We start from the raw sequence: 14,333 nt of genomic DNA on the forward strand, positions 1-14,333 counted from the left end.
ATTTATGCAGATTTATATTTTTTATTTAAAAGTTGCAACAACAACGCAGCAAAACTACCAATTAATGCAACGATAATACCAATTTTAAAGATAATGTTATAGGCATCTATTTCATGGCCTGCATAATGGTCAAGTAATGAGCCGTTCATCGTATAAACCCAAAATATTGGGGCATATGCTGTGAATGAACCAACGCTCATAGCTGAACCAGTGTATTTTTCTGGGATTTTAAATTCAGCAATTGGCGCCAATATAACACTTTTTGAAAGAAATGTTGTCACCGAAAATGCGAATATTAGAATAATACTCATAATAAGCCCTGTATCAAAAAATACAACACAAGCTAATGTGATTGATGAAAACAATAGAGCGACACATATCATTTTTGATGATGATTTAAATACAAAGTCCGAAATAACACCAGCGATAACACCTATAAAAACACCCATGAGTCCAGTGTTCAAAATACCAAACAAAGCTGTTTGTGCAGTAGAAAGTTTATACAAACTTTGTAAATAAGGTACACTATAAATTAAAATGATATAACACCAATAAATCGACATTGCACTAACAGATGCTAACCAAACTCTTGGTTGTAATAGTACATAAACTAAGCCTTTAAGTGCGTCTAGTGCTTTTTCTTTTTGAGAAATATTAACAGTTGTTTCTGAGTCCTCTTTAGCGATACCATTTTTAGGTACATATTTGATGATTAGTAAGATGAGAGGGATAATGAGTAAATTATAAACGAACATACCACCTTTAAAGACGATGATACCACTAATCAGTGCCATAATACCAACAAGTAACAGGTTCATCAACATTTCTTGTGCGCGTCTAATAGACTCTAGTAAACCAAAGCCTAAAGCCTTCTTCTTGTCATCAGTAAAGAAGATAACACCATTTAATACTGCTGGCCAAAAGAATGCATCAATGAGTCCCCAAATCACAGCGATCACTTTTAATACTGCAAAACTAGGTGTGAAAAATACAATGATACACATCGTAATAAATCTAACTGCTAACCCAAAAATTAAAATAGAACGAATAGAAAAACGATTATTTATCCAGCCACCTGGAATATAAAAGAATACAGATATACCAATTAGTCCAAATATTGCCCCAAGTTCAGCATTACTTACGTTTAATACTTCTAACAATAAATTATAAAATGTACCTTTAAATGCTTCAAATCCGGAATAAATTAATTGACCGGCAGTTATGACTGACAAGAATCCAATAAGTGCCTGTTTATTTTCTAATCCTAATTTATCAATCATTTTGTTCATAATAAATCTCCTTGTAGTTATTCTAAGATGTATTTTAATTTATGACATTTGTCTGTGAAGATGCCATCAACTCCCCAATTAAATAGTTCGTTTGCTCTATCGCAAGTATTTACAGTGTAAATATTTAAAATGTAGCCAGATGACTTTATTTCATGAATCAATGCTTTAGTTAAATTTTTATCTTCTAAGTGGATAATGTTGCTACCACAATATTCAGCAATCGTTCTCCAATCAGGATAAAAGGCATGCATTTCAAATAATACTGCTCTCTTTATATGAGGTATATATTGTTGTGCAAGCTTGAGAAGTGTGAAATTAAAACTAGAGATAATGATATCAATATCTTTATTAAATTTTTGTATATATTCTTGCAGAAGTTTAATAAATGTTATTGATAATGCGTATCCATTTTCGCCAGTTACACCTTTTAATTCTAAATTAAGGTTTATTTTATGACAGTTCGCAAAATGGATAACGTCCCAAAGTGTAGGTAGTTTTTCATTTTTAAACGAAGCATCAAACCAAAATCCAGCGTCTATATTATTAAGCTGGTTGAATTGAGAATTACTAACTTCGCCACTAATATTTGTCGTGCGATCGTAAAAATCATCATGGATAATTACGAGCTCTTTGTCAGCAGTGATGGCTACATCTAACTCTAACCACTTTACTTCAGGATGTTTGATGACTTCTTTAAATGAACGTAAAGTATTCTCAGGTGCTAAATCTGGAATACCTCTGTGAGCAAAAATAGTTTTCATATGTCCTCCTAAGGTTGAAATTTGTTAATGATTCTCGGATAGTTTTCTCTTAATAGTACATAAAAACCCCTTTATTAAAGCATTAAACAATAATACTCAATTCAGAATGTTTAATGGAATAAAGGGGCAAAAGCCAGAATATTAACTTAACAATATTTTACAATAATTAGGAAGCGTTTACAATATTATACAGAATATTTTTAAAAATTATATAATAAAAACGCCCTCAGCTATTGCCGAGGGCGTTGGATTTAAGTTGAATAAAAAGATTTTGTTTCGTTACTTATTATGCAGTAACCCATTGTGAAGCGCCTGCAGTGTTGTATAATTTAACAGCTGCTGCATCTTGTACATTTTCTGGTGCACTTGAAGCTGGTTGACCTTTATATTGTGCAGGTGCTACTGAATCCCAAGTTGATTGTAAGAATTGGTATTTACCTGCTGCACCTGATGATGCGTTAACAGCATGGATATCGCCACCTGATTCACGTTGTGCGATTAATTTTAAGTGATCATTTACATTCACGTTTGAACCTTCAGAAGCTGAAGATTTAGCTTGTTGTTGTGGAGCTGCTTCTTGTTTTGGTGCTTGTTGTTGAGCTTGTTGTTGTGGAGCTTCCACTTGTGGTGCTTGTGTCGCTTGCTCATTAGCTGCAGGAGCTGGAGTTTGTTCAGCTGCTGGTTGTTCTGCTACTGGTTGTTGTTGAGTTGCAGGAGCTTGTGTGTCAGCTGCACCTGATGCATGATATTCCCAAGTAAAGTTTTGACCATCTGATTCGAAGTTATATTCGAAACCGTTTAAAGTAAAGTTAATGTCATAAGCGCCTTCTTGGATAGCATGATCATTTAATTCTGGTGAATTTGATTGAGCTAACTGAGCTAATTGCTCTTTGTTAACGTCTTGTTCAGCTGCGTCCGCTGTGTTTGATGATGCTACTCCTGTTGCTCCGATTGCTACTGCTAATGATGATGTTAATAATGCTTTTTTCATAAATAAAAACCCTCCGTTAGTATTATATTAATTAGTATTGTATTTTAAGATGATAATTTCTGCGTTAGTTAAAAATTCTTCCCTTTAATTTGGGACAAGACAACAATAACATAAATAAAGGCTTTGTAAATTACAGTCAAATAACAAAAGATTACAATATAAAAGATATTTCGTAATAATGAATTACGTATGTCACACTTTGTAATAATACACATTAAGATACGTTTTAGCGTATTGGTTAAAATCAAAATGCTAGTATTTAATTGAGCTTGAAATACTTTCACAACAGTCTGTGTTTCTATAATTATTTTAAAAATGTAAATAATATTGAAATTCAGAGTGATATATTAAGTATTTATATACTATTGATTAACTTCCTGGTTTTAATTAATAATTTAAAATATTGATTAAAAATTATTATTAATTATTTTATCAGATTATATTCCAGCTCTACGGCGAGTATGTTTATAGGGATTATCGATTTTTTTAATTAAAATTATCTGTTTTATTACGTTAAAACGGCATTAAATCACGTTGTGTAATATATTTGCAATGTTTGTAATCTTATTGTAATATTATAAGTAGATTTACACTACCTTAGGAGATGATAAATATGAATAAATCTTTGAAAATATTTATTGCAACTAGTATTTCACTAGGAGGATTATTCGGAACGATAAATTTTAATCATTCAGATACGGGAATTGTTCATGCTGAGACTACGCCATATTATAAATACAAAGGGAACACTGGACATGATGGAAAATTTGTACTGGATTCAACATTTATAAATGCCATTAAATATAAAGGTGTCGAAATGAATGGTTACAAGATTGTTCAACCTCAATCTGATGATGGAAATAACTATAATCATAAAAAAGCATACGATCAACACTTCTATCTAAGTAAATCAAGCCAACTCAATTATGCAGCAAGTGTTAAATTTCCTGTTAAACGACATCACATTTCAAAATCACAATTATTAAAAGCGTATGGAAATAACTATACTATAGAAGAAAGTGGTAATAAAACAAATTATAAATTCCTTGTAGGTAGTAATATTATCATTTTCACAATAGAAGATAACTATGTAACTACGGTGAATATTGGTGAAGATATAGGCTCAAGAATGTAATTTGTATTTGGTATTAGTTGATAAGACCAGAAATTTATTATAAATGAAGGAAAAGTATCAGAATCTGACAAATAGAGATCGCGAATTTGTCATGTTAAGCGTGAGATGACAAATAGAAGGCGCAAACTTGTCACGTTGAGGTCGAGGTGACAAATAGGGAAAGAGAAAAACCGTAACATTTCTTTGTTAAGTTAAGAAATGTTACGGTCTTTAGATTTATTTATTCTGTCTTATTTCTAAAATCAATTACCATACGTCCTGTAAACTTTCCTTGCTCCATCTCACTAAAGATGTCATTGATATCTTCCATAGGACGTAATTCACATTTCGGAACGACTTTTCCTTCAGCTCCGAATTGGAAAGCTTCTTGTAGATCTGTTCTTGTACCAACAAGTGAACCTACAACTTGTATACCGTCTAATACGAGTCGTGGAATATTTAAATCCATAGAATCGGATGGTAAACCTACTGCTACGATACGAGCACCTGCACGTACTGAATTAACTGACTCATTAAATGCAGATTTAGCGACAGCTGTAACAACTGCTGCATGTGCACCACCTGTTAATGATTGGATTTCTTCTGAAACTTTACAATTCAATGGGTTCAATGTAATGTCTGCTCCAAGTTCTTTAGCAAATGCAAGTTGGTCGTCATTGATATCTACAGCGATGACTTTATGGTTAAATACATTTTTAGCATATTGTAAAGCTAGATTGCCAAGTCCACCAAGCCCAGAAATGAATAGCCATTCTCCGGGTTTAATTTGAGCTTCTTTAATGGCTTTATAAGTCGTTACTCCTGCACAAGTAATACTACTTGCTGCTTCTGAAGATAAACCGTCTGGTACTTTCACGGCATAATCTGCTTTAACTATGCATTGTTCTGCCATGCCTCCGTCAACAGTATAACCAGCGTTTATAACTTCTCTACATAATGTTTCTCGACCAGAAACACAATACTCACAATGACCACATCCAGCATAGAACCAAGCAACACTTGCACGGTCTCCTACTTTCAGACTTGTTACGCCTTCACCAATTTCTTTAACGATACCGATTCCTTCGTGACCTAGAGTAGTACCAGAAACATCACCAAAATCTGCATTTTTGACATGTAGATCTGTGTGACAAACGCCACAGCATTCCATATCAAGTAAAGCTTCACCATATTTCAGTGGTCGTACTTCCTTAGATATAATTTGAGCTGTTTTGTCAGATGCTGCAATAATTGCTTTCATATGCTATTCCTCCTTAATACTTCTTTTTCATGTTCAGTATATCACAAATTCAATAAATATTTTATAAGATAATTTAACATTCGAAATAAATTCACATTTTATTTCGATGGAGATGAATAGGATGTTCAGAAATATTTGTGCTAAATATATCGATTCATAAGTTTTATAAAATAGCTTTATACAAACATGATGTTATGAGTTGTAAAATAAAGGTAATAAACGATATGATTGAATAAATAATAAAAATAAAGGGGTATGATTATGTGGATTGATATTACACAAACTTTAACGAATGATATTGCACATTGGCCAGGTGATGAGCCTTTTCGATTTGAATTTTCTGCGACAAAGGAAGAAACGGGTTCAGTCAATATAGGTAGTATTTCCACAAGCACACATATCGGGACGCATATGGATGCACCGTTTCATTTCGATGATGATGGGATTAAGATAGATGAAATTGATGTCAATAAACTGATTGGAGAAGCAACGTTAATTGAAATCTTAGATCAAGACATTATTACAGCAGATACTTTGAAAAATTATGATATTAAAGGTTCTATTATTATGATAAAAACGAAAGAGCAAGCTAACGCACATATATTTCCACAGAATGTACCCGTTCTAAATGAGGAAGCTATTAAATATTTATCGTCTATTGGAGTATGTGTGTTCGGTATCGATGTTGCATCTGTAGATGACATTGATTCGAAAACGTTAAATAATCATCATGCTTTTAATCGCTATAACATTATTAATATTGAAAATTTATTATTAGAACATGTATCAAGTGGTTATTATGATTTTATTGGATTGCCCTTAAATATTAAAGGTGCAGACGGCTCACCAATAAGAGCTGTCATTAATAAGAAAGGGGAGTTTTGATGAATGAATTTCAAGATGAAACAATCAAAGGGGAAACAGTAAAAACAGATTTCACAGAAGATATGACTTATAGTGAGTACTTAGGTTTGGATAAAATTTTATCTGCACAACATACTTTAACTGATGCACATGATGAAAAACTATTCATCATTGTCCACCAAGTTTCAGAACTTTGGATGAGTTTAATTATTCATGAAATTAATTCAGCATGTGAAGACATTAAAGTAGATCAACATAAACAAGCATTTAAAAAATTAGCTCGAGTTGGAAATATTCAAAAACAGCTTATACAAGTATGGGAAGTATTGTCGACTATGACACCGAGTGATTATCTAAAATTTAGAAATGATTTAGGTAATTCTTCAGGATTTCAATCTTTTCAAAATAGAATGATAGAATTTAATCTTGGATATAAGACAACACATGCATTAAAAATTTATGAAAATGATACACATATATATAATCAGTTAAAAACACAATTAGAAAGACCGAGCTTATACGATGAGACTATAAAAGCAGTTCATAGAGCAGGATTTAATATTGATGAGGAAGTGCTTAATCGTAAAGTGACTGAAAACTATGTTCCAAATAAGTCCGTTAAAGAAGCGTTTAAAGAAATTTATTTAAATTCAGACAAATATTTCGATTTATACGAGTTATTGGAAAAATTAACAGATGTTGAAGATAGATATAGTCAATGGAGATTTAGACATATGAAAACTGTACAACGGATTATTGGATTTAAAATGGGGACAGGCGGTAGTTCGGGTGTAAACTACTTGAAGCGAGTTATTGATTTAAGTTTCTTTCCAGAATTATGGGAGCTAAGAACTGAATTATAATGTAAAGACACGTATTTCAAAATCAATTTGATTTTAAAGTACGTGTCTTTATATTTGTGATATAGATTAACTTCCCATTTCGCTATCTCTTACATCTGTAATAAACATATAGCCAGGTGCATGTGTCATCATCAATTCAGGTTTAGCATCTAATGCAACAGATTGAGGTGTTACACCACACCCCCAAAATACAGGTACTTCATTTTCTTTAATCGTTACTTTCTCACCATAATCAGGTGTGTTTAAGTCGCTAATGCCTATTTCACTTGGGTTCCCAATGTGAATAGGCGTTCCATGTACTTCTTTGAAATTTGAAGTGATTTCAGTAGCCTTAATTGCTTGTGCCATCGTCATCGGTCTCATACTGACCGTAATATTCCCTGTAAACACGCCACTAGGAGATGCTGGAATATTCGTAATATACATTGGAACATTATGATTCTCTTCAATATGTCTAATGGGAATACCAGCTTCTAGTAAAGCATGTTCAAATGTGAAACTACAACCAATTAAGAAACTCACCATATCATCTGTATATAAGGCTTTGATATCTGAATAAGAATCAACTAATTTCCCGTTTTTATAAAGTCGATACTTACCAACATCAGTACGGATGTCTGCATCTTTTCCGTACTTTGAAAATGATGTTGATCCAATTTCGGATACATCTAATAAAGGACAGGTTTTAGGATTTCTAAAACAAAATTTCAAAAAATCATATGCGTATTTTGAAGGTAAAATGACGACATTCGCCTGCACATAGCTTTTACACATGCCACTCGTAGGGATGTCTAATGCACCATTTCTAATTTGTTTTCTTATTTCATCGGGCTTTGCCAGTTGTAAATTCATAAATATCCCCCTTGATCAGTCAATATTAATTTAACGATTAGTGTGTTCGTTCGCTTTAAGAATTCGCTTTGAAATGATAAACGTTATCGGAACAGTAATGATAAGCCCTAAAAAAGGAGCGAACACCTCTCTTAAATTAAACCATTCAACAAAAATAAATAATAACAAAGTCTGTAAACCAATGTTTACAATCTGTGTCAGTGGGAACTGAATAAATTTTTTCAGTGTTGGTTTCACGTGATAAACAACATAACAATTTAAGTAATAAGAAATAACAAAGCTTAAACAAAATGCAAACACATGGCTAAATAAATAATTGAGTTTTATTAATTCAAGCAATACTAAATAAATCCAATAATAATTTATCGTGTTAATACCACCAACGATAATAAAGCGGAAAAATTCACCATGACGCTTGTACATGTTAACGCCCCTTATCTCAGTTGCAAGTTAATCCAATTGTATACTTTCACATTGAAAAGTACAAAGAAAAATAGATATTTGAATGAAACCGAATAAGTGAGATAATAGAGAAAATAAAAAATGATGTCTGTGCCATGATTTTAGGTAAAGGAGCGTCTAGTATGACAGAAAGAAAACTAGTTGCAGAACAAGAAATAGAAATTAAAGTATATGATATTGATGTAATGGGTATTGTCAGTAACATAGTGTATGTCAGATGGTTTGAAGACCTTCGTACTGCATTTATCAATCAATATATGACGATATCTGAAATGATGAATGCTGATATTAATCCAATATTGATGAGGACAGAAGTTGATTATAAAGCGCCACTTACAATTCACGATAAACCTATTGGACGATGCTGGTTAGTAAAGACGAGTAAGTTGAAATGGGAATTGGAATTCGAAATTATTTCAAATCATAAAGTGCACTGTGAAGGATATCAAAAGGGCGGTTTCTATAACGTTGTAACAAAGAAAATTGCGCCATTACCAGAAGTATTTACTAAATTATAATTGAAAGGACTTTACATATGAATTCAAAACTTAAGTTAAACCGACCGATTGCAGTGTTTGATGCGGGCATAGGTAGTTATGCCATTGTTGAATTGTTAAAGAAAGAATTTCCAAAGCAAGATATTATATATTTAGCTGACCGAAATTCCTTTCCATATGGAAATAAAACAAACGATGAATTAGCAGTGATATTAAGGAATACATTAAAGTATTTAGAGACATGGCTGCCTAGCTTGATTGTAGTAGCATCAAATGCGCCTTCTGTGACAATATTGCCGGACATACAAACAGAATTTGAAACAGATATTATAGGTGTGTATCCACCAATTAAAGAAGCTATCGAGAAATCTTCTACTAAAGAAATTGGTGTATTAGGTGTAAAATCTATGATAGAAACAGATGAAGTGATGCATTATATTAATGAAGAAAAAAGTCCAGATGCAAATATAAATACATTCAATGCATCATCATTAGTCGAACTAGTTGAAACAGGGGCATTTATGAATGACAAATATCGTACATTAATAACGATTAAATCATTTATGGATAATGTTCTGGATGAACATGAAGCAATTGATGTGTTTACATTATCTTCTACTCATTTACCATGGTTATATAGCTACTTCAAAGAATTATATCCGCATATTATGTTTATTGATCCTAGTACTGAGGTTGTGGAACAAGTAGGGAAGTATGCTGTAGAAGGAAGCGGTATGATTAAATCACTTGTTACAACAAATCAAGTTTATACGTTAGAAAGCTTTAATGAAATGTTGAACAAATTAAATATAGAACTAGAATTAGAAGAAGTACATATATAATAGAAGAAAAGAACTTATGAACCAACATTTATGTTGATTCATAAGTTCTTTTCTTATTTCGATAGCAATGATTAGTCTATATATCGATATGACATCAGTTCTTGTAACATTTTGATTTCTTCCTGTAATTTGGCACCAGTATTTGTGTCACGAACTTTTTTTCTTTCTAATTCTTCATCAACAACACGTCTTACAGATAATTCATCTGCACCATTGTTTAGTACGTTTTCTTTAGTGCCAAATCGTTTATGAGCAACAAGTTGCATACCGAATGAATTATATAATAGGGTATATCCGGCTATTCCAGTTGTAGATTGATATGCTTTAGAAAATCCTCCATCAATAACAATCATCTTTCCGTTAGCTTTAATTGGATTTTCGCCTTCTTTTTCTTTAACTGGTGTATGTCCATTTATAATGCGACCTTGTTCTGGATCTAAATCAAATTCTTCTAACATTTTACGACACATGTCATTGTCTTCTCTTAAATAGTAGTAAGGATTCTTTTCTTCTTTATGTGATGCTTTATCTGAAATGAAGTATCTTTCAAAAGTCGTCATGGCACGTTTACCAAATAGTGATGAATATTTACCTGTCCATAAATACCAAATTAAGTCCGTAGATAAGTCATCAGTTTTATCTTTATGAATAAACGATGTTCTTAAATGACGTTCAAACTGGTCAAGTAGTTCTCTACCATTGTAATAGTTACCGTCTATCTCCATTTCTTCCATGTTGCCATTTTCATCTACTGGGATACAACCGTGAATTAATAAGTTACCGTTGTATCGTAAATATAGGTTTCCTTTTTTCATTAAGAAATTCATATGGCGTTTTAGTTTTTCTGATTCTTGAACTGAAAGTAACAATTTATTGATTACTTCTTCCTCTTCTTCAGTTAATTGAGCAGGATTCGTTGGATCAACAGTTTGGAAACACGTGTTTTCCAATGAATATGTTTGACCATAAATCGTTATTTCTTGGTTTTGATAATCAACTTTTTCTAATACTAATCTCTCTTCCATATCAAACGAAGGTCTACGCTTAATAATAGGAGCTTCTAGTTTAAATTGAATAATCGCAATCGCTTGATGAATTTTTGTAATTTGTAATTTCTCATCGTCAGCTAATGCTTTATCAGATCGTTGTTTTGGATAGAATGCTGGGTTATCTTCATAATATTTTTCGGCTAGATTAACTAAAGGTCTTAAATTAATGCCATAACCATCTTCAATAATGTCTAAATTATCGTATCTTGCGCATATTCTTAAGATGTTAGCTAAACATACTTTAGACCCAGCAAAAGCACCTATCCAAAGTACATCATGATTACCCCATTGAATGTCTACAGAATGATAATTAATAAGTGTTTCCATAATTTTATCCGGTTCAGGGCCACGATCATAAATGTCACCAACGACGTGAAGATGATCTACGACAAGTCTTTGGATAGAGTAGGCTAAACCAATAATCAATTTATCCGATTGACCTAAAGAATTAACTTTTTGGAGAATAGTTTCGTAGTATGTTTTCTTATTATTATAAACGTTACTTTTATAAAGCAACTCTTCTATTATGTATACAAATTGTTTAGGCAAAGCTTTGCGTAATTTAGAACGTGTGTATTTACTAGAAGCATATGAAACGAGATGAATAAGTTGTTGTATAGTTTCGATATACCAATCATCTAAAGCTTCTTTAGACTCGAATTGATTTTTAATAAGCTTGAGTTTTTCTTCAGGATAATAAACGAGTGCTGCAAGTTCACTAATATGTTCTTCAGAATGTGTTTCTTTAAAGATGTCGTTAATCTTAGCACGAACATTTCCAGAACCATTTCGTAAGACATGTTGAAATGCATGATATTCGCCATGTAAATCACTGACAAAGTGTTCAGTTCCTTTAGGTAGGTCTAATATAGATTCCAAGTTGATTATTTCAGTTGCAACTTTTTCCTCTTCATCAAACTTTTCAGCTAATAAATCCAAATATTTTTCTTTTAAATAATTATTATTTAGTTCAGTCATCCTATACACTCCAGTCACTAAATGATGTTTAAATATTACATACGAATTATAATATAGTATATCACATTTGATTGTTTAGTCATTATAGAAAATACATTAGGGTATTGTATAAAAAAGGTAAATAAAGGAGTTGAAGATGGTGAAGGTTCAAATGAAACGAGTATATAATGATGCACACGATGATGGAATTCGTATATTGGTTGATAGAGTTTGGCCGAGAGGTATTTCTAAGGAAAAGGCAGCATTAGATTATTGGGAAAAGCAAGTCGGACCTACAACCGAATTAAGAAAATGGTTTAACCATGATCCTGATAAATTTGAAGACTTTAAGAAAAAGTATAAACAAGAATTACAATCTGGCGCACAAAAAGATGCTCTTGATACCATTAAACATATTATGAAAGAATCCAATCAGGATATAACCTTAATTTATGCCGCAAAAGACGAGACATACAATCATGTTGTGATATTAAAAGAAATATTAAATGAGTGCATTTGAAATTAAATTAAATAAAAAATGCAAAATACTATCCTTTTAATTCTTTTATAGTTTGTTCGCTTGTAATAAATGAACCGCTACCGATTTCTAGTGATAAATGTAAAGTGTTAAAAAAACGATTTGAGAATTTAAAATCGAAATAGGGAAATCTTGGAGAATCTCTTTTTAAAAGATTGTAGATTTAATAAGATCGTATAGAATTTGAGAGATGGGTATGTAATGGCAAACATTAAATGTTATTCATTTTGAAAATAGGCTAGGTGATGAATAAAATGTTTGGTGTCCTTTATGCTGAGAAAACTCTTTTAAAAAAAGAACCTTAAAATAAACCGAGCGCTTGACACGCTTTTGGGTTTTTAAGGTTCAAAGTTTCTGTTCAAAAAGAAAATTGGAATAAATATTATTCATAAGAATTTAGTATTTCTTGACTTTTTTCTTGGAACATTTCAGAAATAATAAATGACTTTAAAATAGAAATTATATTTCTTCTTTTGAAAATAGGATTAATTTTTAAAGCTTTTTGTTCTAAAGCAAAATTATTACCGTTATAGTTTTTTATTAGTGTAGAGAACTCTCTTAAGTCTTTTTTAGATAAATCAAACAAAACTACAGTCTCCTGGATTGTAGGTTCTTTCATATCCTCAGTATGTAGAAGTCCAATAAGCGTTAGTAAGCTAGTGTTGTGAAATTTTAATTTTTCAATTTCGTCTAATAATAATTTGTATTGATTGTTTTCCAAAAAAATTCTCCTTTAGAGTAAAAATGTGTCTATAGCCCAAGCTATATTTGTAGCATAAGTTTGTGGAACTCCTGCAGAAAGTAAAGATTGATAAATTTCACCATGAATCATTGCTCCGGCATCTTCTATAGCATCAGCTATTGAATTCGACATTTTTTTATTAATACTTATCATTTATAATATTATACTAACATAAAAGAGAGGTTATTTTTTGGAAAAATTATATAAAAATATTCAGGTGATTTTGATAGTTTTAGCTGTTATTGTTTGTTTTAATGGATTCTTTAATTCTAATGAAATGGTAAAAATAATTATAAATATTTCCGTTTTTATTTTCATATTACTTTTGGCTTTATTTTGTTGGATTTATGTTAAATTTATGGCGTGATGTTACAGGTATGCCAGTAATAACACAAGTTCATGTTCAAAAAGTGTTCGACGCGTATTATCATTCTTTAAAAGGTAAGCAGGTATTAGTGTGTTCGGGATTATTAAATGAGACGAGTAAGTTATTGGAAAATGGCGATTTAGATTATTTAAAAGAGATTGATCCGACTGAATATATCTATCAAATTTTTTATATTTGGAAACAAAATGAATATTTAGCGAGTGAGCTTCATGATTTAACAGAACAAGAAAAAAGAAAATTGAATCATCGCATGATTGATGACATTAAGTCGAAAAATATGAATAAAAAAATAAGTTTATGAAAAAGAAGATAGACATCATTATTGATGTCTATCTTCTTCCTTTTTCTCTTCTTTTTCTTTTAGTTTGAAGTATATTAAGTTTAATATCGTGAATACAATAATAACTAGGCTGTAAATTCTTGATGAGTAGTCTGTAGTGAAGTTGATTAAGTTAAAGATTACAAGAATATTGAATATAAAGAATAAAAGTATCATTACTAGTAAACTATTAAGAATAATTTTTTTCATTATATCACCCCTGTTTATTAAAATTTATTTTATCATAAATATTGATTGTCTAAAATTTTAACAAAAAACGACCTTGATTTTTCAGTTCATTTTTAGGGTTTAAAAAAGTTTTTGCTGTCTTGATAAAAAGGCAAACTAGTGAAAATGATTGTTAAAGAAATTAATATTAGAGTAGTTGTAATGACATTGTATAGTTTTTCCATATTTCCTTTATTAATTTTTATAGTTAAGATTTTATAATAATCTTAACTATAAAAAGGAGGGTGTTTTATGAAAAAATTATTATAATAATGAAAAGAAAGCTAATCCGAAAAATATGGATTAGCTTTCTTTA

At 31.2% G+C, this 14,333-nt stretch carries 16 protein-coding genes and 1 pseudogene; 7 read left to right on the forward strand and 10 right to left on the reverse strand.

The features are described 5' to 3' along the window. Window positions 1–2: 2 nt before the first annotated feature. From CD111_RS07630 to CD111_RS07640, 3 genes are all read right to left on the reverse strand, one after another. Window positions 3–1,289, reverse strand: coding sequence for an MFS transporter (locus CD111_RS07630; RefSeq protein WP_095085668.1), 1,287 nt, complete (start codon window positions 1,287–1,289; stop codon window positions 3–5). A 17-nt stretch (window positions 1,290–1,306) separates the two neighbouring features. Further along, window positions 1,307–2,050, reverse strand: a complete 744-nt coding sequence (locus CD111_RS07635; protein ID WP_095085670.1) for a glycerophosphodiester phosphodiesterase family protein — start codon at window positions 2,048–2,050, stop codon at window positions 1,307–1,309. Window positions 2,051–2,336: 286 nt separating this feature from the next. Next, window positions 2,337–3,041, reverse strand: coding sequence for a transglycosylase family protein (locus tag CD111_RS07640; RefSeq protein ID WP_095085673.1), 705 nt, complete (start codon window positions 3,039–3,041; stop codon window positions 2,337–2,339). A 613-nt stretch (window positions 3,042–3,654) separates the two neighbouring features. Between CD111_RS07640 and isaB the strand changes: the two genes are divergently transcribed. Next, on the forward strand, window positions 3,655–4,176 hold the full coding sequence (gene isaB / locus CD111_RS07645) for an immunodominant staphylococcal antigen IsaB family protein (RefSeq protein WP_095085676.1): 522 nt from the start codon (window positions 3,655–3,657) through the stop codon (window positions 4,174–4,176). Window positions 4,177–4,396: 220 nt separating this feature from the next. On the opposite strand, the gene adhP is transcribed toward isaB, so the two are convergent. Further along, window positions 4,397–5,416 (reverse strand): alcohol dehydrogenase AdhP, encoded by a 1,020-nt coding sequence (gene adhP / locus CD111_RS07650; protein ID WP_095085679.1) that lies wholly within the window; start codon window positions 5,414–5,416, stop codon window positions 4,397–4,399. Between the two features lie 261 nt (window positions 5,417–5,677). Between adhP and CD111_RS07655 the strand changes: the two genes are divergently transcribed. Next, on the forward strand, window positions 5,678–6,301 hold the full coding sequence (locus CD111_RS07655) for a cyclase family protein (RefSeq protein WP_095085682.1): 624 nt from the start codon (window positions 5,678–5,680) through the stop codon (window positions 6,299–6,301). Then, window positions 6,301–7,143, forward strand: coding sequence for a tryptophan 2,3-dioxygenase (locus tag CD111_RS07660; RefSeq protein ID WP_095085685.1), 843 nt, complete (start codon window positions 6,301–6,303; stop codon window positions 7,141–7,143). The genes CD111_RS07655 and CD111_RS07660 overlap by 1 nt, the downstream gene beginning before the upstream one ends. A gap of 66 nt (window positions 7,144–7,209) precedes the next feature. On the opposite strand, the gene CD111_RS07665 is transcribed toward CD111_RS07660, so the two are convergent. Then, on the reverse strand, window positions 7,210–7,995 hold the full coding sequence (locus CD111_RS07665; protein WP_095085687.1) for a putative hydro-lyase: 786 nt from the start codon (window positions 7,993–7,995) through the stop codon (window positions 7,210–7,212). Window positions 7,996–8,025: 30 nt separating this feature from the next. Next, window positions 8,026–8,418, reverse strand: coding sequence for a GtrA family protein (locus CD111_RS07670; protein WP_095085689.1), 393 nt, complete (start codon window positions 8,416–8,418; stop codon window positions 8,026–8,028). A 161-nt stretch (window positions 8,419–8,579) separates the two neighbouring features. On the opposite strand from CD111_RS07670, the gene CD111_RS07675 reads away from it, so the two are divergent. Both CD111_RS07675 and CD111_RS07680 read left to right on the forward strand, forming a co-directional pair. Continuing rightward, window positions 8,580–8,975 (forward strand): acyl-CoA thioesterase, encoded by a 396-nt coding sequence (locus CD111_RS07675; RefSeq protein WP_095085692.1) that lies wholly within the window; start codon window positions 8,580–8,582, stop codon window positions 8,973–8,975. Window positions 8,976–8,992: 17 nt separating this feature from the next. Further along, complete coding sequence (locus CD111_RS07680; RefSeq protein ID WP_095085695.1) at window positions 8,993–9,796, forward strand: glutamate racemase; 804 nt, start codon at window positions 8,993–8,995, stop codon at window positions 9,794–9,796. A 71-nt stretch (window positions 9,797–9,867) separates the two neighbouring features. On the opposite strand, the gene CD111_RS07685 is transcribed toward CD111_RS07680, so the two are convergent. Beyond that, window positions 9,868–11,823 (reverse strand): fructose-1,6-bisphosphatase, encoded by a 1,956-nt coding sequence (locus tag CD111_RS07685; RefSeq protein WP_095085697.1) that lies wholly within the window; start codon window positions 11,821–11,823, stop codon window positions 9,868–9,870. A 136-nt stretch (window positions 11,824–11,959) separates the two neighbouring features. Here CD111_RS07685 and CD111_RS07690 point away from each other — a divergent pair, with 136 nt between their 5' ends. After that, window positions 11,960–12,322 (forward strand): DUF488 domain-containing protein, encoded by a 363-nt coding sequence (locus CD111_RS07690; protein WP_308629185.1) that lies wholly within the window; start codon window positions 11,960–11,962, stop codon window positions 12,320–12,322. A gap of 400 nt (window positions 12,323–12,722) precedes the next feature. Here the strand turns inward: CD111_RS07690 and CD111_RS07695 are convergent, their stop codons facing one another. Next, complete coding sequence (locus CD111_RS07695; RefSeq protein ID WP_095085700.1) at window positions 12,723–13,061, reverse strand: hypothetical protein; 339 nt, start codon at window positions 13,059–13,061, stop codon at window positions 12,723–12,725. Window positions 13,062–13,073: 12 nt separating this feature from the next. After that, a complete protein-coding gene (locus CD111_RS12445) occupies window positions 13,074–13,214 on the reverse strand; it encodes a hypothetical protein (protein WP_158245685.1) in 141 nt (46 codons plus the stop codon). A 218-nt stretch (window positions 13,215–13,432) separates the two neighbouring features. On the opposite strand from CD111_RS12445, the pseudogene CD111_RS07700 reads away from it, so the two are divergent. After that, a pseudogene (locus CD111_RS07700) lies at window positions 13,433–13,771 on the forward strand (protein rep); the annotation flags it as partial. An 18-nt stretch (window positions 13,772–13,789) separates the two neighbouring features. Here the strand turns inward: CD111_RS07700 and CD111_RS07705 are convergent. Further along, the gene (locus tag CD111_RS07705) at window positions 13,790–13,999 is read right to left on the reverse strand and encodes a hypothetical protein (RefSeq protein WP_095085705.1); all 210 of its coding nucleotides are present in this window, start codon (window positions 13,997–13,999) and stop codon (window positions 13,790–13,792) included. Between the last annotated feature and the right edge of the window lie 334 nt (window positions 14,000–14,333).

This window comes from Mammaliicoccus stepanovicii (assembly GCF_002902525.1).
In the GTDB taxonomy this organism is placed as follows: domain Bacteria; phylum Bacillota; class Bacilli; order Staphylococcales; family Staphylococcaceae; genus Mammaliicoccus; species Mammaliicoccus stepanovicii.

Excerpts from the sequence above, each read along its gene's own strand:
- adhP (WP_095085679.1), bottom strand. The coding sequence starts at position 5,416 with ATGAAAGCAATTATTGCAGCATCTGACAAAACAGCTCAAATTATATCT.
- CD111_RS07665 (WP_095085687.1), bottom strand. The coding sequence starts at position 7,995 with ATGAATTTACAACTGGCAAAGCCCGATGAAATAAGAAAACAAATTAGA.
- CD111_RS07680 (WP_095085695.1), top strand. The coding sequence starts at position 8,993 with ATGAATTCAAAACTTAAGTTAAACCGACCGATTGCAGTGTTTGATGCG.
- CD111_RS07670 (WP_095085689.1), bottom strand. The coding sequence starts at position 8,418 with ATGTACAAGCGTCATGGTGAATTTTTCCGCTTTATTATCGTTGGTGGT.
- CD111_RS07675 (WP_095085692.1), top strand. The coding sequence starts at position 8,580 with ATGACAGAAAGAAAACTAGTTGCAGAACAAGAAATAGAAATTAAAGTA.
- CD111_RS07640 (WP_095085673.1), bottom strand. The coding sequence starts at position 3,041 with ATGAAAAAAGCATTATTAACATCATCATTAGCAGTAGCAATCGGAGCA.
- isaB (WP_095085676.1), top strand. The coding sequence starts at position 3,655 with ATGAATAAATCTTTGAAAATATTTATTGCAACTAGTATTTCACTAGGA.
- CD111_RS07690 (WP_308629185.1), top strand. The coding sequence starts at position 11,960 with ATGGTGAAGGTTCAAATGAAACGAGTATATAATGATGCACACGATGAT.
- CD111_RS07655 (WP_095085682.1), top strand. The coding sequence starts at position 5,678 with ATGTGGATTGATATTACACAAACTTTAACGAATGATATTGCACATTGG.
- CD111_RS07685 (WP_095085697.1), bottom strand. The coding sequence starts at position 11,823 with ATGACTGAACTAAATAATAATTATTTAAAAGAAAAATATTTGGATTTA.
- CD111_RS07660 (WP_095085685.1), top strand. The coding sequence starts at position 6,301 with ATGAATGAATTTCAAGATGAAACAATCAAAGGGGAAACAGTAAAAACA.
- CD111_RS07705 (WP_095085705.1), bottom strand. The coding sequence starts at position 13,999 with ATGAAAAAAATTATTCTTAATAGTTTACTAGTAATGATACTTTTATTC.
- CD111_RS07635 (WP_095085670.1), bottom strand. The coding sequence starts at position 2,050 with ATGAAAACTATTTTTGCTCACAGAGGTATTCCAGATTTAGCACCTGAG.
- CD111_RS07630 (WP_095085668.1), bottom strand. The coding sequence starts at position 1,289 with ATGAACAAAATGATTGATAAATTAGGATTAGAAAATAAACAGGCACTT.
- CD111_RS12445 (WP_158245685.1), bottom strand. The coding sequence starts at position 13,214 with ATGTCGAATTCAATAGCTGATGCTATAGAAGATGCCGGAGCAATGATT.